The organism is Guyparkeria sp. TX1 (assembly GCF_046523965.1).
Lineage (GTDB): Bacteria > Pseudomonadota > Gammaproteobacteria > Halothiobacillales > Halothiobacillaceae > Guyparkeria.
The window spans coordinates 904,455-927,798 of sequence record NZ_CP144142.1 but is presented as its reverse complement, the minus strand read 5'-3'; the positions used below and the strand labels follow the sequence as shown (position 1 = coordinate 927,798).

Annotated in this window: 17 protein-coding genes; 9 read left to right on the top strand and 8 right to left on the bottom strand. The window is 62.1% G+C overall.

All coding sequences use genetic code 11. The annotated features are described in order from the left end of the window. Positions 1-768 precede the first annotated feature (768 nt). The 3 genes from VWP12_RS04360 to VWP12_RS04350 are packed head-to-tail and all read left to right on the top strand — an operon-like array spanning position 769 to position 4,033. Positions 769-2,061, top strand: a complete 1,293-nt coding sequence (locus tag VWP12_RS04360) for a CHASE2 domain-containing protein (protein WP_410474770.1) — start codon at positions 769-771, stop codon at positions 2,059-2,061. After that, positions 2,058-2,429, top strand: coding sequence for a hypothetical protein (locus tag VWP12_RS04355; RefSeq protein ID WP_410474769.1), 372 nt, complete (start codon positions 2,058-2,060; stop codon positions 2,427-2,429). Before VWP12_RS04360 ends, VWP12_RS04355 begins: the two co-directional genes overlap by 4 nt. Beyond that, positions 2,426-4,033, top strand: coding sequence for a M48 family metalloprotease (locus VWP12_RS04350; protein ID WP_410474768.1), 1,608 nt, complete (start codon positions 2,426-2,428; stop codon positions 4,031-4,033). The genes VWP12_RS04355 and VWP12_RS04350 overlap by 4 nt, the downstream gene beginning before the upstream one ends. 533 nt (positions 4,034-4,566) lie before the next feature. Here VWP12_RS04350 and VWP12_RS04345 read toward each other — a convergent pair. The 5 genes from VWP12_RS04345 to VWP12_RS04325 all read right to left on the bottom strand — a co-directional run bounded on the left by VWP12_RS04345 (position 4,567) and on the right by VWP12_RS04325 (position 9,841). Further along, the gene (locus VWP12_RS04345; protein WP_410474767.1) at positions 4,567-5,661 is read right to left on the bottom strand and encodes an ADP-ribosylglycohydrolase family protein; all 1,095 of its coding nucleotides are present in this window, start codon (positions 5,659-5,661) and stop codon (positions 4,567-4,569) included. Positions 5,662-6,607: 946 nt separating this feature from the next. Next, on the bottom strand, positions 6,608-7,393 hold the full coding sequence (locus VWP12_RS04340) for a hypothetical protein (protein WP_410474766.1): 786 nt from the start codon (positions 7,391-7,393) through the stop codon (positions 6,608-6,610). Beyond that, the gene (locus VWP12_RS04335) at positions 7,390-8,175 is read right to left on the bottom strand and encodes an SMODS domain-containing nucleotidyltransferase (protein ID WP_410474765.1); all 786 of its coding nucleotides are present in this window, start codon (positions 8,173-8,175) and stop codon (positions 7,390-7,392) included. The genes VWP12_RS04340 and VWP12_RS04335 overlap by 4 nt, the downstream gene beginning before the upstream one ends. 485 nt (positions 8,176-8,660) lie before the next feature. Beyond that, on the bottom strand, positions 8,661-9,251 hold the full coding sequence (locus VWP12_RS04330; RefSeq protein ID WP_410474764.1) for a YceI family protein: 591 nt from the start codon (positions 9,249-9,251) through the stop codon (positions 8,661-8,663). A 35-nt stretch (positions 9,252-9,286) separates the two neighbouring features. Then, on the bottom strand, positions 9,287-9,841 hold the full coding sequence (locus VWP12_RS04325; protein ID WP_410474763.1) for a cytochrome b: 555 nt from the start codon (positions 9,839-9,841) through the stop codon (positions 9,287-9,289). A 128-nt stretch (positions 9,842-9,969) separates the two neighbouring features. Here VWP12_RS04325 and VWP12_RS04320 point away from each other — a divergent pair, with 128 nt between their 5' ends. The 6 genes from VWP12_RS04320 (at position 9,970) to VWP12_RS04295 (ending at position 20,207) form a co-directional block, all read left to right on the top strand. Next, positions 9,970-10,911 (top strand): LysR family transcriptional regulator, encoded by a 942-nt coding sequence (locus VWP12_RS04320; RefSeq protein ID WP_410474762.1) that lies wholly within the window; start codon positions 9,970-9,972, stop codon positions 10,909-10,911. A gap of 216 nt (positions 10,912-11,127) precedes the next feature. Next, positions 11,128-12,189: a Fe(3+) ABC transporter substrate-binding protein gene (locus tag VWP12_RS04315; protein WP_410474761.1), complete on the top strand. Its 1,062-nt coding sequence runs from the start codon at positions 11,128-11,130 to the stop codon at positions 12,187-12,189. An 83-nt stretch (positions 12,190-12,272) separates the two neighbouring features. Beyond that, a complete protein-coding gene (locus tag VWP12_RS04310; RefSeq protein WP_410474760.1) occupies positions 12,273-13,904 on the top strand; it encodes an ABC transporter permease in 1,632 nt (543 codons plus the stop codon). A 27-nt stretch (positions 13,905-13,931) separates the two neighbouring features. Further along, a complete protein-coding gene (locus tag VWP12_RS04305) occupies positions 13,932-15,011 on the top strand; it encodes an ABC transporter ATP-binding protein (RefSeq protein ID WP_410474759.1) in 1,080 nt (359 codons plus the stop codon). Beyond that, on the top strand, positions 15,001-15,852 hold the full coding sequence (locus tag VWP12_RS04300) for an amidohydrolase family protein (RefSeq protein ID WP_410474758.1): 852 nt from the start codon (positions 15,001-15,003) through the stop codon (positions 15,850-15,852). The genes VWP12_RS04305 and VWP12_RS04300 overlap by 11 nt, the downstream gene beginning before the upstream one ends. Positions 15,853-16,007: 155 nt before the next feature. Continuing rightward, positions 16,008-20,207, top strand: coding sequence for an EAL domain-containing protein (locus tag VWP12_RS04295; RefSeq protein ID WP_410474757.1), 4,200 nt, complete (start codon positions 16,008-16,010; stop codon positions 20,205-20,207). Positions 20,208-20,270: 63 nt separating this feature from the next. Here VWP12_RS04295 and VWP12_RS04290 read toward each other — a convergent pair whose 3' ends face one another. The 3 genes from VWP12_RS04290 to VWP12_RS04280 form a co-directional block, all read right to left on the bottom strand. After that, positions 20,271-22,145: a diguanylate cyclase domain-containing protein gene (locus VWP12_RS04290; RefSeq protein WP_410474756.1), complete on the bottom strand. Its 1,875-nt coding sequence runs from the start codon at positions 22,143-22,145 to the stop codon at positions 20,271-20,273. Then, complete coding sequence (locus VWP12_RS04285) at positions 22,142-22,543, bottom strand: hypothetical protein (protein ID WP_410474755.1); 402 nt, start codon at positions 22,541-22,543, stop codon at positions 22,142-22,144. The genes VWP12_RS04290 and VWP12_RS04285 overlap by 4 nt, the downstream gene beginning before the upstream one ends. 240 nt (positions 22,544-22,783) lie before the next feature. Next, positions 22,784-23,284, bottom strand: a complete 501-nt coding sequence (locus VWP12_RS04280) for a DsrE family protein (RefSeq protein ID WP_410474754.1) — start codon at positions 23,282-23,284, stop codon at positions 22,784-22,786. Positions 23,285-23,344 lie beyond the last annotated feature (60 nt).

The following is a 23,344-nucleotide window of genomic DNA, read 5'->3' as shown; positions in this document are numbered from 1 at the left end:
GGCACGCTTTGGTTTACCGCGGGCGGGCGCAACCCCCAAATGACGAGTAGTGAGCCGTTGACCAGGCCCCGCAACATAAGAGTCGCGGCTCCGATGCCCGTAGGAAGTCTACCGTTTCTCATTACCGACGCCGTTGAGAAGGGCGCCGGCACCCGGCTGCACAGCCGTAGTTCCCAGAGCATTTTCCGTGAATGCGCACCCAACACAAGCGGAGCAGGTGGCCGAAAAGAGCTTAGTTCCTTAATTTTTCATTTTATTTTCTTATATGGCATTCATGCCCTGAATTAAGCCAGGTGCCACATCAAAGACTTACAGAAAAGAACCATTAACCGTCAAAATTTCCTCCACACCCTGCCCATTAATTGGCGGATCGAAGCGCATGTGGTGTTGATAGGATCGACCGAAATTGAATCACCACAGCTCACCCACTGACAGCCGAAGAGCCACGGACACGGAAAATGCCAGCGCAAGGATCGACACACAGGGAAAGAGGCCACCGCTCCGTCAAGGCATTCGGAGCCTTACTTCATCTCTTCGGCGAAGAGACTGACACCTCCACATTGCAGAATGCAGAGGTCGGGTCGAAACGACGAGCTCAAAACCTCACCTTCGATCAGCCCACCCATGCGCCCGGTACGACAGCGGCAAACTTGATGCCATCGCTGGAGCACCACCTGTTTAATCCACTAAGTACCAAGCGAGCGCAGCATGTGGCGTAACCTACAAAAACTAGGACGAATCATCGCGCGACCCACTGCGGTAAAGCGAGTGAATGAGCTTCGCGAGGGGGTTAAGGCCAGAGTTGGGTGCGAACGACTCACCCCAGCCACCGCGGCAAAAATTATCGTCGCGATCGGCGCTTTCTACTTCCTCGTCGTGGTCGATGTTTTCAACATAGAGGCCGAGACCCGGAAAATGAGCCAGAGCTTCACGGCGCAAGTCATGGCTCCCTTCTATCCGTCTGACCAGAGCGATGTTCTTGTCATCCTGTTTGACAACAGCTTCCTCCGCGAAGGCGGGACCTGGCCCGCTTCGTTCACCTCACACGCCCATCTTGTCAACCGACTTTCATCACTGAACCCCGAGTCGGTGTTCTACGACATCATCTTTGGTAAAAGAAGCGGCAACCACGACGTCACCCCGCTTGTCTCAGCGATAAATCGGCTCGAGCAAAAACAAATACCCTTCTACTATCCCAAAGACGTAAATGACGTTGCGATCAATGAGATTGGCGACGTGTCTCGACAAGTCATTACGCAGTGGGATAACCACGGTGTGTTCTATCCTCCAACGCACCAAGGCATGTCGACGCCCGCGTTCGAGATATACCGCCAAAACGTAGACAATCAAGTTGATCTCTCGCAATGGCCCAACATGTTCGTGTACTGGGGCGCGCGAGAAGCACGAAACCTGTCCGGGTTCTGGGAAAAGACATCGAAGTCATGGGACATCTTTTTTTCCCAAGAAACCCAGCCTCGCCCCTACATCCCTTCCGTGACATATCAAGAATTTTTCTCGACGAACGACCGGGAAGAACTGCGACAACTGGTTTCGGGAAAACACGTCCTGGTAGGGACCAGCATCGACGGGATCGAGGACTACGTGACCAATGCCGTCGATGGACAGGCACCTGGTGTATTCCTGCATGCGATGGCATTGGATAATTTGTTGAAGTTCGGGACGGACTATTTCCGCGATGGAGACAAAATCGGGCCATCTTCCATCTCCGGCCCATTACTCGTCGAGCTAGGGGCCATCGTTTCATTGATCGTCATGTGGCAATGGGTCAACTGCTCTTCCAAAACAAGGCGAAGCACGGTAACCAGCTTGCAGAAACAACGCCTCTTGTTGTTCAGGGATTTGGGTATCGCAACGATCGCTAGCGCGGTGGTGCTAGCCATTGCTTTTTGGGTGATCAACGGCGTCATGCGATCCGACCCCGGAAATGTCATGGGCATTCTAAGCATGGACCTGCCGGCTTTTGCGCTGGCAGGCGTCTTCCTTGAAATAATAATCGCGTGGTTTGCGTTGACCGCGCAACGCCTGAGGAGTCAAAAATGAAAACCGCTCTCATATCTGTGCTTATAATTGCAGCCAGCGCATTGCTCAGCACTGCGCATACAGAATCAAAATTCTTCCCGATCGAAGCCTTCGAATCAGAGACCATACCGCTTTACAGCCCAGAGGGTTCTTTTATAGAAGAAGTGAGCACCGAATCCCTTGGAGCCCCCCAGAAAGTGGCGGTCTTGGGCTTTGACAAACGAGGCTTCGCCCTGATCGAACACAAAGGAAGCCCTGCCGTTATCGATCCCGCCTTTATCAAGCTAAAGGAGTCGTATACGAAAAAAGCGCTTATCAAGTGTGCCGAGGTGAACAGGGAAAAAGACAACCAGTACGCGACATCCATGGGGTTTGGTGACTGCATATGATCAGTATCCGCAAGCAACTCAAGGTGCTTCCTGCGCTCGTGATTCCGCTGGCGCTGGCAGGCTGCAATGCGACGATGCCCAAATCGCTCACGTCCGCCATCCCCGGAGCGGAGCAGCCCATCCCGGAGAAGACGATGTTGGCGCAGGCAAGCGAGATTCGCGAAGCCAATGCCGACAATGACCCTGGCGCAGGTGTACGCCGGTTTTCCTCTGTCGATTACGACAACCGTTACGTCGTCAACTCCAACGAGATCAACGGCTACCTGCAATCGATCGGTGACCGACTACTTGATAGCTGGGAAGGGGAAAAACCGGAGTACGCCGTCACGGTTGTCTACGGTGACGAGCTCAACGCCCATGTCACCTCGCATCAGAACATCTTTTTGCCCACCGGCTGGATCCACACGGTGGAAAGCGAGGACGAGCTCGCCGCGATCCTCGCCCACGAGTTGGCCCACATCATCTTGCGACACCCCTACACTCTTGAGGGGCGCAAGCAAGGCCAACACTTCCTTCAAGACGCTGGCGAATGGGCAACCACGCTCACGGTACTCAGCGGCATGAGGGGAGGCATGAACGGTGGGCAATTCAATCTCGCGATCGCGGACCAGGATGAGACAGCCAAGCGAATGTTCGCCGTCATGGCGGCCGGCACCGCCATTTACGAGATCAAGCGGTCCCTAATCGACCCTGATATCTCGCGCACTCAGGAAGAGCAAGCCGACTTCCTGGCGGTAGATCTCCTCGACCAGGCGGGATACAACCGCAACGCGTTCCTAGACGTGATGCAGCGACTCGCCAACTACCGTGCGGATGTCGAAGATCGCGTGGCCAAGCTCGAGAAAAAGCACGAGGAGGCTCAGGGCAAGCTGCAAGAACAAGTCGACGGTTTAATGGCTCAAGGTAATTTTTCGGCCGGCATGGGGGCTGCCATTGGGGGTATCACGGAAATCGCGACGGACCAGGCCATTGGCCGAGCCCAAGCTTGGCTGGCAGAACGTCGACGCACCCATTTCGACCCCGACTACCGTAGCCAGCGAGCTCGCGCCTACCTGCGCACCCACTACTCCCGAAGCCTTCCTCCTGCCACCCGAGTGAGTTCGTTCAAGAGCGCCAAGGCAAGATCGGGGTTCAATGGCGTGTTTGATGCTCACAAGGATGCCGAGCTCGCTTTGAACCTGCTCAAGGCCGGAGAAACGAACCAGGCAAGCCGCTTGGCTTACAACGCCATTAGGACCCCTGCCCGACACTCACCCTACCCCTGGATGGTGCTTGCCGAAGTTCGGCACGACCAGCGTCGCATCAACGATGCCGTCGAGAATTACGAGCTGGCCATCCAACGCAAGGGCCCGCCTGATGTCTATCAATCGCTGGCACAGGTGTATTGGCAACAGGGCGAATACGAACGAGCGTTGGGTGCGATCGAGGAAGGCCGCAATGCCTACGACGATGATGATGTTTTCCTTCCGTTCGCTGCCCAGATGAATGGCATGCTCGGCCGGAATGCGGAAGCCGAAAAAATCGTCAAGCGTTGCCAATCGACCGGAAATCGCAAGCTCAAGGAAGAGTGCGAGGCCGTCAAAAAAAACCTTGGCGACAGCTAGGACGATGGAGTATTAGCCCTCGTGCAAGGTCTAGCCTTCGACACCCAAGGGTCGCCAGACCATCACAACTGTGAAACTTTGCGCTAAGCACTCGCCTTACCGCTTGCTACTAGCCGCCATTTCGACCGGACGCCTTGTACCGACCTCAGGGCATAGGCATAGCCCTGGCGCAAAGGAGCATCCAAGTTGGAACGAATCGAAGTGGTCACGAGTGTCCAGCGAGGGCGGCATTACTTACCGAACCAGAAGGCGCAGCTCTGCTGCCCAGTGCAATAAAATTGGGTCAGACCCCTTTTTCTGCGACCGTCAAACCGATCCGCGGCACCCCGAACGGGAGGGAAGCCCGTAGGGCTAAGACGACGGGCGCCCTTCTCTTTGGGCACTTTCTCTTGGGCAAGCAAAAGAAAGTGCCTCGCGCGCCAGCCAATGCGGGTTGGTAATCAGCACTTGTGTTGAGGCGCACGAAATCACAGAAGCGTCTAGACGCCTCTGCCCCCTTGTCCAGGTTCATCGCACGTCTGTGAGAAAAGCCATCATGGACAAGCGTCGGCTGCCACCGCTGAGGCCACTTGCTCGGCCCGCTGCTGCAACTCGCCGGCGTTCTCCAATCCGTCGATAAACCGCTGGGGGATTCCGCTCAAGCCCACCTGTGCCCCCGTCAGCGCACCGGTCAACATCGCCCGGGCCATGTTCTGGCCACCGCCATTGACCGCGTGCAATACCGCCGCCTCGAAATCGTCTGCGAATTTTGCCGAGAGGTAGTAGGCCGCCGGAAGCTGGTGATAGATGGCGCAGGGCATGCCGTATACCAGGGAGACTTTCCAGGGTGGCTCAATGCGCACACCGGGATCGGCAACCGCTGCTGCGATGCAGGAAGGGGTCAACAGGGCATCGGGCGAGGCAAAACCGCCGGCCCGGGGCGGGTCCGGCTTCCCCGGCTGCGGCGGCTGAAGGTCATCGCTGGTGACGGCATGAAACGGCAAATCACCACTTTTCACCAAGGCCATGAGCCTATCGGAGATTTCCGCATCCAGGCGGTGCCCCTGAACCAGCATGGCCAGCAGCGCACCGTACGCCACGGTCATGGAGACCACCGTCTCGTCCACCTGAGTCAGTACGGTGTTGTCCGTAATGGCGCCAGCCAGTTTTTGGGGCTCAAATGCGTAGCGCACGGCAATGGCAAGCGTGCGCTCAATGGCCTCCGTGGTGTCGGCGTGGCCACCGACCTCACCCCAGGGCAAGCCCTGCTCGACACGTTTTCGCCAGGCATCGCGGATGGATTGGCTGGTGTAACCGCCGGGACCAGAGGCCGGGGTGCCGTCGAGCATTGGAAAGAGGTCGTCATCCAGACGCCGACAGAAATCGGCTTCGTCGTAACCGTTCGCCGCCACCAGTGAACGCAGCGTCAAATCGAGGATGACCCCCGCCTGGGAGAGCTGGCCCGCCTTGAGGCCCTCGTGGTATCGACCGGGCTTGGGGTCGGTGTAACCGTCGATCCAGTCGCCGTAGTCCCGACGCAACTCTTCCAGGTTGTAGTACCAGTGCGGGCCCAGCCCCAGGGCATCGCCGATGAAGGCCCCCATGATCGCGCCGGCGGCCCGATCTTGGATATCGTCGCGATTGGTCATGGGGCCTCCGACGGTGGTTCGGTGAAGACGTCTCCGGTTATTGCTTACAAGCGTAGTCGTCACTCGGGCAGGCATCCATCACCGGGTGAGGGTCGTTTCGCACGCCTGTTGCGCAGGGTGGACGATAACTACCGCCGTGCCTGGCGTGCGAGCCCCTTTTCTTGCTTGTCCAAGCCAAGTTATGGCTGTGGGGGCGAAAAGAAGGACACCCCACGGCTTGGCCCTTTCGGGCCTTCGAGGCCGGACCAAGTCCGACCTCGAAGCCTCACGACCGACGGCTGCCTCGGGGTCGGCTCGACGCGACGTCGTGTCGCGCTGAGACTCGGAGCGACGTCCCTGTCGCTCCGACCCCGGCCACCCGCCGGCCGTGAGGCAAGCCGTCAGGGGGGCAGAGCCCTTCGTTCGCGGCCGTGCGGCCAATCGAGTGTTCATTCCACCAGAACCCCAAGGCATGTACGCCGCTGAAGTCCGTGAATTACGTGGATCGCAGGGGGAGTCCCCTTGCGCCTTGCCTCGCGAGCGGGGAATCGCAGGGTCGGGCCGCCAGGGACGGCGGCCCGAGGTTCGCCGCGACAGGACGTCGCGTCGAACCGACCCGTCCACGGTTGCCCGTTCGCGAGGCTGATCGCGCAGCGATCAGGCCCGAAGGGCCAAGGCGTCGGGGTGTCCTTCTTTTCGTCGGTTTTCTTGGACAAGCAAGAAAACCGACACGCGCGCCTACCAAAGCGGTTTGGTAATCAGCACTTGCGTTGAAAGCGTGCGAAATCATAGAAGCGTCTTAAAGGGTTCGGACCCCATTTCTCGAAATCATAGAAGTGTCTTAAATGGTACTGACTCCTTTTTTCGGCCAACTAAGAACACTTACGCAAGCAATATCAGATGGTTGGACTGGTCCATCCCCGCCGGGAGGCGCACAATGTAATGAGCGTCGCCGTGACTGCGATTGTCAGAAGTCCATCCCCAGATCCTTGCGGATTTGCTCCCATTTTCTTGTCAGTGATGGATTTAGTTTGTGGAATACTTTAGATGAAAGAAGGCAGGAAGATGATGACTTGGCTGTTTCATAAGACACAAAAGAATCCAGAATTGTGGCAATCCCTTTCGCAGAGTCGCTACCAATCTTGTGCAAAAAACAGGTATGCAGCCTCTCATATGTTCGTTCTTGGCGAGATCTAAGAATCTCAAGGCTAAGCCACTGAGCAATTATCTCGCCCGAAAAAACAATTTGTGTTATCCAAATCATAACACCCAAACCTGTATCTCGAAACGAAAACAGAAAAACCCACAAAACCATATACAAAACCACCATCGCCCGTTTACTTATAAGCATTTCTCCAGCCACTTCAGAGCTAAAAAACGCATTTTCCATAGTGTTTGCACCTAGCCGCTTTATAGAAGGAGAATAACTGTTATTATAATACAACTCGGTTTTATCATGAGATAACGGAGCGCCAAAAGAATCTGAAAGCATTTGCTTTCTTCTCAGCTGCTCCGCCCTCGGTATTAAATAAAATCTGTTTACTTGCGAGGCGACAAACTGAACTAAAACTGTCAAAATAAACAATATCGGCAATGATTCCCGCCATAGGACAGGCAAACCCTCAGAGAAAAGAATAATCAAAGAAAGCAGCGCATTAACCCAGAAAAGACCTGCTACAAGAAACTCCAATCTAGCCGCCGAACGATAGTAGCGAGATACCTCATCAATTCTCTTGTTTTTTTCGTCAGTCATAGCACTGGAACAATCTTTTTTATTTCGACCTCAGCCGATGCCGGCATGTTGTCGGTTTCATATTGCTTTGCTTTCGCCGCATAACTTTTCGCACGCTCCACTTTATCCTTGATATATTGCGGAGTATCGTAGGTGCAGCCAAACCCTTGCCAGAAAGCGTAAAAATAGTCTTTTAAAGATGCGCAAAACCAGTAACTCTGGTTGACGATATATTTTTCCAAATCATAAGAAGCGAACGGGTACCCTTGCGTAGAATTCCAATATTTTACCAACCTAACCAAAGGTTTAATTTTATTGTTCTCGGCGGTGTTTTTATCCGATATATCCCTATTCGAAGAAATAGGGTCTGTTGACATCCATTCCTCCCATGAGGATCTTGGCGATGGGATTAGATAACCATAGCTATACACAGCGGGCACAAGCTCAAACCTTATATGGTTTAGTGATAACACTATGGTCGGGCTAGATTGCGATATTTCTGATCGTGAGTACTTATTCTCAGCAAACCGCCTGAGCCTATCCAGGTACGTTTGTGGCTTTTTTTGACCGGCAGAGGTGTCAAAAATAACCATGTAATCTATATCCGATTTTTTATCAGCTCTTCTCGGCAGAATCGTACCTCGACAACTTGAGCCAAATTGAAACTTTTCATTTATACCTACGCCAAAATATGCTTCAAGCCGCGACGATAGTGTATTGATAGATGTTGTGATATTTGTTTTTTCCGTGCTAGACAACACTAGATCACTCGCCAAATTGACAAGGTGCGAGTTCACAGTCATAGATTGCTCCCTAATATTTCTATATCTAGAATTGAACGACAGAAACGCCGAAGAAGACATCGATCTCAATACTAATAAAGCGTGATTTTTCTACGCCATCAAGACCATACGGCCAGCACCCAGGGCCTGCCGAGGGGTGTTATGCCGCAGTTTCGCCATGTAACGCTTTATACGGCAGTTGTGCCGCATAACCCTCCCCGGCCCTTGGCGGATCAGTGACGTGAAAGGAGAGCGCTCGGGCGGCTGGGCGTTCGGGACGCTTGATGGCCCCCTCATGATCCGGTTGGTGTGCATCCATGCCATTCAAGGCGTTCCTTTTCTGCCGGCGGGGCGGGGCTCTGGCGTTGCCCCGGCGCCCCGCCATTCGGGTGTCCAATTTGCAGGTTATCGCATATAGGTAGCGGAATGCACGGTGGCCAGCTCTAAAGGAAAACGCCCCGACAGAATCTGCCGGGGCGTTTGGTCGTTACGGAACGGGCATCGACCTACTGCCGAACACCCTCCACCGACAACGTCACCTCGGCCGTGGTCGCCGCCGGTCCCAGGTCGTAGTCGATGCCGAAATCCTTGAGCGTCAGCGTGGTGGTGCCGTGGAAACCGGCACGGTAGCCGCCCCAGGGGTCCTCGCCTTCGCCAACCTTCTCGGCCTCGATCTCGATCTCCTTGGTCACGCCGCGCATGGTCAGATCGCCGGTGATGACAAAGCCGTCGTCGGTCGACTCAATGCCGGTGCTCTTGAACGTCGCTTCCGGGTATTCCTTCACGTGGAAGAAATCGGCCTCGCGCAAGTGCTTGTCGCGCTCGGCGTGGTTGGAGTCGAGGCTCGCCATGTCGATGGTCACGTCGACGCTGGCGTCCTCGATGGCGCCGTCCTCGTACTCAAAGTGGCCCTCGAAGTCGTTGAAGCGGCCGTACAGCCAGGAAAAGCCGAGGTGGTTGATGCGCCACTCGATAAAGGCGTGCTGCCCTTCGGTGTCGATGACGTACTCGGCCGCCTGGGCGGTGACGGGGAGCGCCGAGAGGGGCGCGGCGATGGCGCCGGCCAGCAGGGCGGCGGAAAGGCGTCGGGTCAGCATGGGTCGTCTCCTTCTATCTAGTAGGTCAGGTGGTTTCAGCGCCGGGACGTGGTGGGCCGGAGCATCCGGCGCAGGGTGTCGTCCCGGTCGAACAAGTGGTGTTTGAAGGCCGCCAGCGCGTGCAACCCGGCCAGGCCGATCACGGTCCAGGCCAGCCAGCGGTGCACGTCGCCGGCGATGTCTTCCTGGTCGGGCAGGTCGCTGATGGTGGCGGGCACCGAGAACAGCCCGAACACGTCGATCGCGCTGCCGTCGGCGGTGGAGATCAGATAGCCGGCGATCATCAGCGCGAACAGCAGCAGGTAGAACAGGCCATGAACCAAGGCCGCCAGCCGCCGCTCCCACGGTCGGCCGAGCGGACACGGGGACGGGTTGAGCCACCGCCAGAGCAAGCGCGCGGTCATCACCAGGAACAGCAGCACGCCGGTCGCCTTGTGGATCGCCGGCGCCTGGCGATACCAGGGGTCGTAATAGGTCAGCTCCACCATCCACCAGCCCAGCGCGAACATGCCGATCACGGCCACGGCCACCAGCCAGTGAAAGCCGATGGCTAGCCAGCCATACCCCGATCGCGTATTGCGCCACTGCATCGATGCCCTCCCCTGTTACGTCGCCGGCCATCTCGCGGCGGCCTTCGATTCCAGAGAGAGCATGGCCGTTGCGCGGGTGTTTTTAAATCACTAATCTCGAAAAACACTGTTGCCGAAAAGAGAACGATATGGACCGATTCACGGCCCTGGCCACTTTCGTCTGCGTGGCGGATACCGGCTCGATCAGCGCGGCGGCCGATCGGCTGGGCGTCGCCAAGTCTGCAGTCAGTCGGCGATTGCGGGAGCTGGAAAACCATCTCGGCGTGGAGCTGGTGCATCGCACCACCCGACACCTGGCGCTGACCCCCTCGGGCGAGGACTTCTACCACCGCGCCACCCGCCTGCTCGCCGATCTCGACGAGGCCGAGGAGGCGGTCACCCGCGAACATGGCGAGCTCTCCGGCGTGCTGCGCATCGCCGCACCGCTCTCGTTCGGGCTGATGCACCTGCAGCCGGCGATTACCGCCTTCATGAACATCCATCCCGGGGTGAACTTCGACCTCAACCTGGACGACGACGAGGTCGACCTGATCGCCGACGGCTACGACCTAGGTGTGCGGCTGGCGAGCCTGCCGGACTCCACCCTGATGGCCCGCCGGCTCGCCCCGATCCGTAACCTCGCCGTCGCCAGCCCGGACTACCTCGCTCGTTTCGGCACGCCGCACCATCCCGCGGATCTCGCCGATCACGACTGCCTGATCTACAGCAACGTCCCGGAAACACGCGTCTGGGGCTACACCGACAGCCAGGGGCGCTGGCAGCCCGTGCATGGCCGGCGGCGCCTGCGGGTGAACAACGGCGATTTCCTGCGCGAGGCAGCGATCCGTGGCGCGGGCATCGTGATCGAACCGACCTTCCTGCTGCATCGCGCGGTCGCCGAGGGCCGGCTGGTGCCCATCCTCACCGACGTGCCCTGGCCGGAGATCGGCGCCTACGCGGTCTACCCGCAGACCCGTCACCTGTCGGCGCGGGTACGGGCGTTCATCGACTTTCTGGCCCAGCGGTTCGCCGGTGAACCCTACTGGGATCACCACCTGCCGATCGCGGGCAAGGGGCCGGCCGCACCCTGATCCCATCGGCGGCAAGCCGCCCATGCCGGGCGATGCCCGCCGAAGCGGGCCACAACTCCCGCGCCATTCCCGAGAGCCAAACTCAGATACCAATCGAAGTTGGACTAGGAATGATTCTCATTTGACAGCCAAAAAAAGCTTGGCTATCGTGGCCCGGCTTTCGATCGAAAAACACCACCAAATTCGCCTTATTTCAAGAGCCAAGAGGTCTCGATCATGTCCCGACTTTTCCCGTTGGCCGCCCTGGCCCTCGCCACTGCCGGCCTCGGCCTTGCCGGCTGCAGTGACAACGCCGAGCAAAACGGCGACACCACCGCCGACCAGGGCGCGACCACCCTGAACGTCTACTCCGCGCGCAAGGAAGACCTGATCGCGCCGCTGCTGGATCGTTTCACCGACGAGACCGGCATCGAAGTGCAGTTGTTGACCGCCGATGCCGGCGCCCTGCTCTCCCGACTGGAAAGCGAAGGCCGCAACACCCCGGCCGACGTGCTGATCACCGTCGATGCCGGCAACCTGCAGCGCGCCAAGGAAGCCGGCGTGTTCCAGGCAATCGAGTCCGACTCGCTGGCCGACCGCATCCCGTCCAACCTGCGTGACGTCGACAACCAGTGGTTCGGTCTGTCGCAGCGCGCCCGCGTGATCTTCACCCACAAGGAGAACGTCGAGGAAGGCGCGATCACCAGCTACGCCGATCTCGCCGATCCGAAGTTCAAGGGCAAGATCTGCATCCGCTCGTCGGACAACGTCTACAACCAGTCGCTGGTCGCCTCGATGATCGCCGAGCACGGTGAAGAGTGGACCGAGGAATGGGCCAAGGGCCTGGTCGAGAACATGGCGCGCAAGCCGCAGGGCGGCGATCGTGACCAGATCCGCGCCGTGGCCGCCGGCGAATGCGACATCGCCGTGGCGAATACCTACTACTACGGTGCCATGCAGAATGGCAGCGACACCGACCGCGACGCCGCCGACGCCGTGCGACTCGTCTGGCCGAACCAGGGCGATCGTGGCGCACACGTGAATGTATCCGGCGCCGGCATGGTCGCGGCGAGCGACAAGGCGCAAGCGGTCACGCAGCTGCTCGAGTTCCTGACCACCAACGAATCACAGGAGTGGTATGCCCAGGTGAACAACGAGTTCCCGGTCCGGCCGGGCGTGCCGGCCGCCGAGACACTGGCCCAGTGGGGCGAGTTCAAGGCCGACGAGCTCAACCTGTCCACCCTGGGTGAGCTCAACCCGGCCGCCGTAAAACTCATGGACCGGGCTGGATGGCAGTAAGCCAGGACGCACAGCCCCACGTCCTGATCGACAAGCCGGCCGTCCCGACAGGGGCGGGCGGCTTGTCTGCGTGGAAGGGGGGCATGATTCTGATCACCGCGCTGCTGGCCCTGCCGCTCGCGGTGATCGTCGCGTCCGTGTTCTGGCCGGACAAGGCGACCTGGTCGCACCTGGCCGACACGGTGCTTGCCGACTACGTCATCAATTCCGCCCTGCTGGCGATTGGTGTCGGGTTCGGCACCTTCATCCTCGGCACCGGCACGGCCTGGCTGCTGTCGGTGTGCGAATTCCCGGGCCGGCGCTTCTTCGAGTGGGCGCTGCTGCTGCCGCTCGCGATGCCGGCCTACATCATCGCCTATACCTACACCGGCCTGCTCGACGTCGCCGGGCCGGTGCAATCGGGCCTGCGGGCGCTGACCGGCTGGTCGGTGGGCGACTACCCGTTCCCGGAAATCCGCTCGCTGGGCGGGGCCATCGTGATGCTCACGCTGGTGCTCTACCCCTACGTCTACATGCTCACCCGGGCGGCCTTTCTCGAGCAGTCCTCCAGCGCGCTGAACGTCGCCCGCTCGCTGGGGCTGGGGCCGTGGGCAATGTTCCGGCGGGTCGCCCTGCCGCTGGCGCGCCCATCGATCGTCGCCGGCCTGTCGTTGGCGATCATGGAGACGCTGGCCGACTACGGCACGGTGCAGTACTTCGGCATCCCGACGCTGACCACCGGCATCTTCCGCACCTGGTTCGGCCTGGACGATGCCATCGCCGCGGCGCAGCTCTCGGCCTTGCTGCTGACGTTCATCTTCACGGTGATCATCATCGAGCGGCTTTCGCGGCGACAGGCCCGCTACCACCATCACGGCAACTGGCAGGCCCGGCCGTCGTTCAAGCTGCGCCGTGGGCCGGCAACACTGGCGTTCATCGCCTGCGCCCTGCCGCTGGCCCTGGGCTTTCTGGTGCCGTCGGCCCAGTTGCTGGCCTGGAGCCTGGAAGTGGCCCCCACCCGGGACCTGGGCGAGTTCGCGGTGCTGGTGTCCCGCTCGGTGGGCCTGGCCGGGCTGACCGCCATCCTGGCGTTGCTGCTGGCGCTGTTCCTCGCCTACGGCCACCGACTGATGCCCGGGCGGCTGACCTTTACCATCAACCGCATCGCCGGCATGGGCTATGCCCTGCCCGGCACGGTGATCGCCGTGGGCGTGATCATCCCGTTCGCCGCCTTCGACAACACCCTCGATGCCTGGCTGCGCGAGCAGTTCGGCGTCTCCAGCGGGCTGCTGCTCTCGGGCACGGTCGCCGCACTGGTGTTCGCCTACCTGGTGCGCTTTCTCGCCGTGAGCCTCAACACGGTGGAAGCGGGCCTCGGGCGCATCCGCCCGAGCATGGACGATGCCGCCCGCTCGATGGGCGCGAACGCCGGGCGCACGCTCTGGCGGGTGCATATCCCGCTGATTCGTGGCAGTCTTCTCACCGCCGCGTTACTGGTGTTCGTCGACGTGCTCAAGGAGCTGCCGGCGACACTGGTCCTGCGACCATTCGACTTCAACACGCTGGCGGTCAGGGCGTTCGAACTGGCCTCCGACGAGCGACTGCGCGATGCCGCGCTGCCGGCCCTGGCCATCGTGGCCGCGGGCCTGATCCCGGTGATCCTGGTGAGTCGCTCGATCACCCGCGCGAGAGGACATGAAGGCAACATTTCCAGCCGTGACCCGATCGATGAATAAGCCGGCGGCCTCCCGTGGAGCTCACTCATGAGTGAACGGCTTAGCCTGGTGGACCTGACCGTCCGTTTTGGTCGCACCACGGCCGTCGAGGGCGTCAACCTCAAGCTGCCGACCGGCGTGATTGGCTGCCTGCTGGGGCCGTCCGGCTGCGGCAAGACCTCGATCCTGCGCACGGTAGCCGGCTTCGAATCGCCCAGCGCCGGCGTGGTCCGCCTGCACGGCGACACGGTGGCCGGCGCCGGCTGGGGCCACCCGCCCGAGCAACGCCGGGTGGGCATGATCTTCCAGGACCTGGCGCTGTTCCCGCACCTGACCGTGGCCGACAACATCGGCTTCGGCCTGCCGAAAAAACCGGCCGAGAACCGGCAGAAACGCATCGACGAACTGCTGGACCTCGTCGGCCTGCCGGGCATGGGCAAGCGCTACCCGCACCACATGTCAGGCGGGCAACAGCAGCGCGTGGCGATCGCTCGTGCACTCGCGCCCCGCCCGGAAATACTGTTGCTCGACGAGCCGTTCTCCAGCCTGGACGTGGAGCTGCGCGACACCCTGCCGCGCGAATTGCGCGACATCCTGCGCGAGGCGGAGACCACCGCCCTGCTGGTTACCCACGACCAGGCGGAGGCCTTCGCCATGGCCGATATCGTCGGCGTCATGCAGGCCGGCCGGCTGCACCAGTGGGACACGGCCTACAATCTTTATCACCGTCCCGAGACGCCGTTCGTCGCCGATTTCATCGGTCAGGGGACGCGCATCGCCGGCACCATGGTCGGGCCGGGGCGCGTCAAGACCGAACTGGGCCTGCTCGAGGGCCAGGTCTCGCACGAATACCCGCCGGGCACCGAGGTCGACGTGCTGGTGCGCCCCGATGACGTCATCATCGATGCCGACGGCGCCGGGGTGGCCGAGATCGAGGAACGCGTCTTTCGCGGCGCGAATTTCCTCTACACCCTCGCCCTGCCGGGCGGGACCCGACTGCTGAGCCTGGCCCCCAGTCACGATCACTACGCCCCGGGCGTGCGCGTCAACCTGCGCCCGGCGTTCACCCACCTGGTGCTGTTTCCGCGTGGAGGCGCCTCCCGCCATGCCGATTCGGATGAGGACTAAGACCGGCCCGGCACTGGCCGGCCTGACCTGGCTTGCCGGTCTCTGGGCCGCTCCCGGGATGGCGGAAACGCCGTTATTCGACGCCCACCTGCACTACAACGCCGAACAGCGGGCCGCCATCGACCCGCAGACCATCCTCAAGACACTCGAGGCCAGCGGCATCGAACACGCCGTGGTCACCAGCCGACCACCCGAGAATGCCCGCCTGCTCGCCGAACTGGCCCCCGATCGCATCGTGCCGTTCCTGGGCGTCTATCGCGCCAAGGCCGACAAGGAAAACTGGATGCATCGCCCGGATCTTCCCGCCCGGGTAGAGACCTGGCTGGACGAGGGCGACTACCGGGGCATCGGCGAGTTGCACATCTTCGGCGAGGACCGCAACAGCCCGACACTCAAGCGCCTGGTGGAGATCGCCGCCGAGCGCGAACTGGTGCTGATGATCCACGGTGATCTGGCCATCATCGACCGCGTCTTCGAGATCGACCCGCACGTCGACGTGCTCTGGGCGCACCTGGGCGAGACGCCCGACCCGACCATCCTGCGCGCCGCCCTCTCTCGTCACCCCGAACACCTGTTCATCGACACCTCAGTACGCGACGAGCGCTTCCTGGATAACGACGGCCAGTTGTTGCCCGAATGGCGCGCCCTGTTCGTCGACCACCCCAACCGCTTCGTCGTCGGGGTGGATACCTACAGCCTGGCGCGCTGGCAGCGCTTCGACGAGGCCGCCGAGACCATCCGCCAATGGCTGGACCAGTTGCCCGACTCGGTCGCCCGGCGACTGGCCCGCGAGAACGCCCGCGAACTGCTGCTCGACCCGCTGCTGTTGGGCAACCCGTAAGGCTGGACCGAAGCGGTCCAGGGCACCCTGGCGCACTGGACTTACCCACCGGGTTGGCCCATTCTTGAACTGGCGCAATCGGCGGCCCGTGTGGGCCGCCGCGTTGATTGCAACGACCACCCACCGCGAACCACGCCAGGGACATCCCCGACGACATGACGTCGCGAGATCATCAGTCCGACACCCCTCGACGCCGCCGGTGGTTCTCGCCCTTGGCGCTGGCGATCTCCTACGTCGTCTATGCCGGCCTGTGGATCCTGGCCTCCGACTGGCTGCTGGGGCTGTTCGTGCCAGCCGAGCAGCTTGCGCGGGTGGGATTGCTCAAGGGACTGGCCTTCGTCGCCGTCACCGGCCTGATTCTCTACTTGCTGCTGCGCTGGCTGATGCCGGCTCGACCTGCGTCCCCAACGAGTGACACGGTCACGCAGATCCCGCGACGCAGTCGCAGCGGGCCACTGATCGTCTTTGTCGCCAACCTGCTGATTGTCGCCATCGTGACAGCGGGCACCTATCTCTACCGCGCGCCCGTGGCGATCGAATCGGCCCAATCCCGGCTGGCCGATATCGCCGCGCTGCGCGCGGATTTCATCGATGCCTGGCTCGAGGAACGCGCCAGTGATGCACTGGTTCTACAATCATCGGGGACATTGCAAGAGGCAATCCGCCTGCTGGCCGAGTCACCGACCGATGGCCCCGAAACCGAGATGGCCCGCCAACAGGTCATTGGCCGCTTCGAGGCCCTGCGCGCCGCCTACGACTACGAGGGTGCCGCCCTGCTCGATGCGAGCGGCACCACCCCGCTGATCAACCGCGGCGTGACTCGCTGGCCGGACAAACTGGTCCAGGCCGTGGATCTCACCAATGACGGCCGGATCGTCGAACTCTCACCCAACCTGCATACCGACCGACACGCCCATATCGACTGGCTGGTGCCGATCGGCGGCGACGAAACGATCGCGCAGGTGCTGCTGCGCGCCGATGTGCCAGCCATTCCCGTCGGGATGGCACATAACGCCACGACCACGCACCTGGCACGCGCCCAGGACGAGACCGTGCTGCTGCTCGACGATACCGCCCGGCGGTCCGCCGACGACCCCTGGCCCAACCTGCCCTGGGAGCAAAGCGGCCTGCGGCCAAGGGATTTCACCGCCGATGCCCCGCCCCGCGCGATCGACGGCAGCAATGTCGACGGAGAACCCGTGGTCGGTGCCGTTCACCCGATCCCGGGACGAGAATGGGCGGTCGTGGCCACCCAGACACGCTCCAACGTACTGCAGCCACTGCACCAGACGCTGTGGCTACTCGCGGTAGTCGCCTTCTTCCTGCTGGCGATCATGGCCGTGATCCTCGCCCTGCTGTGGCACCGCACGCGCGAGAGCGACACCCTGCGCTGGACGGCGCGCAGCGCGGAGCAGGACCGACTGTTGCGCGTGTTCTACGACATGCCGTTCTTCGGCATGGCGATCAGCTCCCCGGCCAACCGTCGCATTACCGATGCCAACCCACGGCTGGCCGAGATGCTGGGGCGCCCGGGCGAATCTCTGGTGGGCAAGAAGTGGGACGAATTGCTGGGCGATGCCCTGCACGGTGACGAACAGCGCGCCATGCAGGACCTCATCGACGGTCAGGTCGATCACTGCGCCCAGGAATTCAGCCTAAAGCGCCCGGACGGCACGACCGCCCACCTGCGTTTCGACACCCGCCTGACGCGCTCGGAGGATGGCCGGGCCGAACGGCTGGTCTCGATCGCCGAGGATGTCACCCGCGAGCGCGAGGCCTACCACGCCCTGGAACACCAGAAGGACCTCTACGACCTGCTCTCGCAGACCAACCAGGCGATCACCCGCTGCCGTACGGCCGACGAACTGTTCGAGACGGCCTGCCGCGTGGCCGTCGAGCACGGGCACCTGGCCTTTGCCTGGATCGGGCTGATCGACCCGGAAACCGGCTCGGTCGACCCGGTGGCACAATTCGGCGACCAGACCGGCTACATCGACCAGCTCGAGGTCAGCATCCACCCGCACGAGCCGGCCGGTCAGGGTCCGGTGGGCCGGGCGATCCGCGACGACGAACTGATCGTGGTAAATCACTTCCAGACCGCCTTGTCGACCGGGGTCTGGCACCAGCAGGCCGTCGAAGCCGGCGTCGATGCCGTGGTGTCGTTCCCGATCCACCGGGGCGGCGAGATCATCGGCGCGATGGCCCTGTACGCCGCGGTCAGTGACTTCTTCGACGACGCCATCTGCCGCACGGTGGAGGAACTGGCCACCGACATCTCGTTCGCGCTGGATTACTTCGAGCGCCTCGAGGACCTCGAGCGCGCCCGCGAGGCCGTTCAGGCCAGTCCGGCGGTGCTGTTCCGCTGGCTGCCGGAGGACGGTTGGCCGACGACATTCGTTTCAAGCAATATCGATCGCTGGGGATACTCGGCCGAGCAATGGCAAGACCAGCGGTTCCCGTTCGCCGACATCATCCACCCCGACGACCTGGCCATGGTCGCCGAGGGCTTTACCGAACAGGTCGCCAGCGGCGAGACGCAATACCACCAGGAGTACCGCCTGCGCATGGCCGATGGCGAGTATCGTTGGGTCGAGGAAGTCACCCTCGTGCGGCGTGACGCGCAGGGCACGCCGCTATGGCTCGACGGCGTGGTCACCGACATTCACGACCGCCACGAGATCGAGCAGCACGAACGCCTGATGGCCAAGGTGATCGAGAACACCCGCGAAGGGGTGCTCATCACCGATCACAACCAGGTGATCCTGGAGGTCAACCCCGCCTTTACCGACCTGACGGGCTACAGCGCCGACGAAGTGATCGGCAAGACACCCGACCTGCTCGCCTCGGGCCAGCACGACCGGAGCTTCTACGACCGCATGTGGCAGGCACTGGAGCAGGATGGCCATTGGCAAGGCGAAGTCTGGAACCGTCGGCGCAACGGCGAGACCTTCCCGGAAATCCTCAGTATCAGCACGGTCACCGATCGTGACGGCAACATCAGCCACTACGTGGGTCTGTTCGTCGATATCAGCCGGCAAAAGGAAAACGAGTCCAAGCTCGACTTCCTCGCCCATCACGACCCGCTCACCGGTCTGCCCAACCGCCTGCTGATGATGGCGCGCCTCGAACAGCTGATCGACGTGGCCCGGCGTGAGGGCCGCAGTGTCGCCGTGCTGATGATCGACCTCGATCGCTTCAAGGACGTCAACGATTCCCTCGGTCATGCCGTTGGAGACCAGTTGCTGATCAAGGTCAGCGAGCGCCTGCGCGACCGCTTCGGCCAGGCCGACACCATCGCCCGGCTGGGTGGTGACGAATTCGCCATGGCCCTGACCGGTATCGAGAATGCCACCGACGTGGGCGAACTGGCCGACCAGGTCATCAATGCACTGGGCGAGCCCTGGGAACTGGCCAAGGGCCAGCAGGTGCGGGTGCTTGCCTCCGTGGGCATCTCGCTGCACCCGGAAAATGCCTCCTCTCCGCTGGGGCTGCTGCAACAGGCCGACACGGCCCTCTACCGGGCCAAGGACGAGGGTCGCGGCACGTTCCGCTTCTTCTCCGACGAGATGACCGAGGCCGCCCGTGATCGAGTCGCGCTCGAACTGCAATTGCGCCAGGCGATTGACAACGACGAGCTACGGCTGGTGTTCCAGCCGCAAAAACGGCTGGACGACAACGGCCTGCACGGCGCCGAAGTGCTGGTGCGCTGGCAGCACCCGACCGAGGGGCTGATCTCGCCCGATCGATTCATTCCGGTGGCCGAGACCACGGGCCTGATCTGGCCGCTGGGCGAATGGGTGCTGCGGGAGGCCTGCCGTCAGGGCAAGGCCTGGCTTGACGTCGGGTGCAATTTTGGCCGACTGGCGGTCAACCTCTCCCCCCATCAACTGCGCCACGGCGAAGTCGATCGGCTGGTCCAACGGGTGCTCGACGAGACCGGCTTCCCGGCCGACCGACTGGAGCTGGAGCTCACCGAAAGCGCGATCGTGCGCCGCGAGTCCGAGGCCCGCGATCTGCTCGACCGGCTGCGGGCCATGGGTGTGCACGTCGCACTCGATGACTTCGGCACCGGCTATTCCTCGCTGGGCCAGCTGCGCGAGTTCGCCATCGATGTGCTCAAGATCGACAAGCGCTTCATCGACCTGATCGAGGAGCCCAGTGATCGCGGCCAGATCGCGCGGGTGATCATCGATCTGGGCCACACGCTTGGGCTCAAGGTGCTGGCCGAAGGCGTCGAGCGCGAGGGCCAGCTCGACTTTCTGCGCCAGTACCACTGCGACATCTACCAGGGCTACCTCGAGAGCCACCCGCTACCGGCCGACGAGTTCGTCCAGCGTTACCTCGCCTCACGCTGACCCGCGCCTAGGTCAGACGCATGTCGCGGCCATCCGGTGGATGCCCATCAGTCAGCGAACCGACTACCTGACGGGTTTCTGCCGGTACATATCGGCATCGGCCGCGCGCATCAGGGCCTCCGCCGCGCGGCCGTCCTCGGGGCAGCAGGCCATACCGATCGATACGCTGATCCGGGCCTCGCCCTCGTCCAACGCGTAAGGCCGCCCGATCTCTTCGCGCAGCTTGTCGACCACCACGCGCGCCTCGGGCCGGCTGGCGTGACTGATCATCACCACGAATTCGTCACCGGACAGGCGCGCCACGCTGTCGGCACCGCGCACCTGTTGCCCCAAACGCTCGGCCACCTGCCGCAGGAGTTGATCGCCGGCGGCGTGACCGAGGGTGTCGTTGACCGCCTTGAAGCCGTTGAGATCGAGATACAGCAGGCAGAATCCGATCCCGCCGTACCGGTGAAACTCGCTGGACGCCAACGCCAGCCGGTCGAGGAACAACCGACGGTTGGGCAACTGGGTCAGGGCATCGTGGGTGGCCGCCCACTCGAGCGCATTCTCCGCCTGCTTGCGTGCCGTGATGTCGATGATCAGTATCAGCACGCTGTTCTCCGACAGTGGCGAGCAGCGGCCCTCGTAGTAATGGCGGATGCCGTCAAAATCAAGGTGATACTGGTAGGTCTGTACCTTGCCGCTCGACAAGGTGCGATCGATCACCGACTGGGTCAGATCGGCCAGCGCTGGAGGCATGACCTCCCTGACCGTCTGCCCCAGAAACACCTCGGGCTCGACCAGCAAGGGAATGCCATCACCCGGCTCGAAATCGAGGATGAGTCCCTCGGCATCCATGGTGAACAGCAGGTCGGGCATCGCCTCAATGATCGCGGCATTTCGGCGATGGCTCTCGGCCAGCCGCCGCTCGCTCTCGGCGACCTGACTCAGTGCCGTGGCGCGACGGGCGAACAGCCAGCCGACAAGCAGCAGCAACAGGCCCGAGACTACCGCCCAGATCAGCAGGCGCCAGTAATGATCGCTGGCGTTGTCGGCCAGCCGGGTCTCCAGCACCGTGAGGTCCTCGGCGGCGACCACGTTCAGCGGCCAGCCTTCGGGCCGGGCGAGGGAATACTGATAATCATGGCCGTCCGGTTGTCCGGCAAACCGCCCTGCTTGAGACGGCAAGGCATCGCCCGCCTGCAGCCAGTGGGCCAGCGACTCCGCCGACAGGCCGTGTTCTGCCAGGTTGAGCAGCAACTGCCCCTGCCGATGGGCGACCAGCGACACGAGGCGCTCGCCGGCGGTCACCCGATCGAGCAGGGCGGCGAGCGCGGCGAGATCGACATACGCCACCAGCACGCCGTGGAAGGCCCCGGCCTCGTCACGAAGTGCGCGACTTATCGCCATCAGGCGGGTGTCGCCGACGCCGATCGGCTGCGAGAGAAACACCTCGTCACCGGCTTGCCGACTGGGCGCTTGGAGGTGGGCGCGAAAAAAAGATGCCTGGACCGGATCGATCATGACATCGTTCCCGCGGCGTGTGGCCAGCGGCTCACCCGCCTTGTCCAGCCACCACAGGTCACGCACCAGGGCGTTGGCATCGAGGGAGGATTCGATCGTCCGGGCCTGCTGCGAGACGGGCTCGCCCAGTCGCTGGACGAGGCGTTCGCCAATCACCCGCAGGTCCCGATCGATGGCATCGAGCTCGCTCTCGATCAGGGTGGACTGCATCAGTGCCACGAGCCGCGTGCGCTGCTCGACCTGTTCATTGGCATGACGTTCGTAGCGCTCGATGGCCTGCAGGCTCGACCAGGCCAGAACCGAGAGGATCAGCACCCAGATCGCCAACAGCAGCAAGCCGATCCGATGCGCAGGCCACGCGGCTTGACGTGAAGGGACGTCCGTCGATGACGGCGCGACGGCATCACCGCAGGACGTTGACGATGTGCTCATCCATCGGATTCCAGCAGCCGCACCTGCGCCGCCCCGCCGGGACGGTCGATTGCGAATTCCACCTCGCAATACTCCGGCTCGTCATTCATCGGGGTGGGGTCGTTGGTGCAGGCGCAGCCGGCAACCACGCTGGCGAAGAACAGGCCCGCGTGAATGCGCACCTGTCCGGGAGTGATCTCGGTGCTGATCACCATCGCCGAGAGGGCATCACCCTTGGCGACGTTGCCGTGAGCCATGCCCTGCTGCAAAGGCAGGTCGTCCGGGGACAAGGCAGCGATCTCGGCCTTGAAGGTCGGCTCCAGCTCGCCCGGCTCGGCGCGGGCGGTTCGCGGTAGGTACAACATCGGCAACTCCTCGTGCCGGGAAAACATCCCGATGTTGAGTCGACTGTAACGCATGCCGGTGAACGCATGAAACCGCCCGGGTCGCTTTACGATGCATCAATGGCTTCCTTCTGAAACATACCCGCCTCTTCGCCCGCCCAGGCCACCGATGTGCCGGCCTCACCCGAGGGGCAAGGGAACCACCGGGGATGGGGCGCACGAGATTCAGGTCTCAAGCGCAGTTAGACACGCCCGATGAAACGAAAAGGCCCCGCCTCTGCGGGCGGGGCCTTTTATTGGGGTGTGCGTCTCCGTTCAGAACATCGTGACGGGGTGGTAACCCTGCGCCTGCCAGCCGATCATCGACACGAAACCGTCGCCGGTCAGATCCAGCCCCTCGAACAGCGTGTCGTTGTCGACCCCGAACACCTCGGTGGCCACCGCGCACACTTCCAGACGCACGCCGAGCTCGGCCAGGCGCGCGACCTCGGACTCGATGCGCATCAGGGTCGCCGGGTCGGCGACATCCTCGTCCGCTTCGGTGGTCAGGAACTGGACCGTCGGGCCGATGAATACGATCACCAGGTCCGGCTCCAGGCCCTGGCGAACGAAATTGGCGTGCGTGCCGCGGATTATTTCCAGGTAGAACGCGGTTTTCTCGGCCTCAGTGAAGTCGATCTGGAAGACGCCCTTGGCCTCCTCCACCCCGGCCAGGGCCGCCATGTCATCGATGGGCTCGGCGGCATGGGCCGACAGGGGCATCGCGATGGCCAGCACCACGGCGGCCATGAAGGATTGGATCGTGCGCTTGATCATGGGAACACTCCGTTTCGCCTGAATGGGAACGCCGGCTGGCCCGTGACGCGCCAACGGGTG

Excerpts from the sequence above, each read along its gene's own strand:
- VWP12_RS04290 (WP_410474756.1), bottom strand. The coding sequence starts at position 22,145 with ATGAGCACATCGTCAACGTCCTGCGGTGATGCCGTCGCGCCGTCATCG.
- VWP12_RS04295 (WP_410474757.1), top strand. The coding sequence starts at position 16,008 with ATGACGTCGCGAGATCATCAGTCCGACACCCCTCGACGCCGCCGGTGG.
- VWP12_RS04310 (WP_410474760.1), top strand. The coding sequence starts at position 12,273 with ATGATTCTGATCACCGCGCTGCTGGCCCTGCCGCTCGCGGTGATCGTC.
- VWP12_RS04340 (WP_410474766.1), bottom strand. The coding sequence starts at position 7,393 with ATGACTGACGAAAAAAACAAGAGAATTGATGAGGTATCTCGCTACTAT.
- VWP12_RS04320 (WP_410474762.1), top strand. The coding sequence starts at position 9,970 with ATGGACCGATTCACGGCCCTGGCCACTTTCGTCTGCGTGGCGGATACC.
- VWP12_RS04325 (WP_410474763.1), bottom strand. The coding sequence starts at position 9,841 with ATGCAGTGGCGCAATACGCGATCGGGGTATGGCTGGCTAGCCATCGGC.
- VWP12_RS04335 (WP_410474765.1), bottom strand. The coding sequence starts at position 8,175 with ATGACTGTGAACTCGCACCTTGTCAATTTGGCGAGTGATCTAGTGTTG.
- VWP12_RS04350 (WP_410474768.1), top strand. The coding sequence starts at position 2,426 with ATGATCAGTATCCGCAAGCAACTCAAGGTGCTTCCTGCGCTCGTGATT.
- VWP12_RS04330 (WP_410474764.1), bottom strand. The coding sequence starts at position 9,251 with ATGCTGACCCGACGCCTTTCCGCCGCCCTGCTGGCCGGCGCCATCGCC.
- VWP12_RS04315 (WP_410474761.1), top strand. The coding sequence starts at position 11,128 with ATGTCCCGACTTTTCCCGTTGGCCGCCCTGGCCCTCGCCACTGCCGGC.
- VWP12_RS04285 (WP_410474755.1), bottom strand. The coding sequence starts at position 22,543 with ATGCGTTACAGTCGACTCAACATCGGGATGTTTTCCCGGCACGAGGAG.
- VWP12_RS04280 (WP_410474754.1), bottom strand. The coding sequence starts at position 23,284 with ATGATCAAGCGCACGATCCAATCCTTCATGGCCGCCGTGGTGCTGGCC.
- VWP12_RS04305 (WP_410474759.1), top strand. The coding sequence starts at position 13,932 with ATGAGTGAACGGCTTAGCCTGGTGGACCTGACCGTCCGTTTTGGTCGC.
- VWP12_RS04355 (WP_410474769.1), top strand. The coding sequence starts at position 2,058 with ATGAAAACCGCTCTCATATCTGTGCTTATAATTGCAGCCAGCGCATTG.
- VWP12_RS04300 (WP_410474758.1), top strand. The coding sequence starts at position 15,001 with ATGAGGACTAAGACCGGCCCGGCACTGGCCGGCCTGACCTGGCTTGCC.
- VWP12_RS04345 (WP_410474767.1), bottom strand. The coding sequence starts at position 5,661 with ATGACCAATCGCGACGATATCCAAGATCGGGCCGCCGGCGCGATCATG.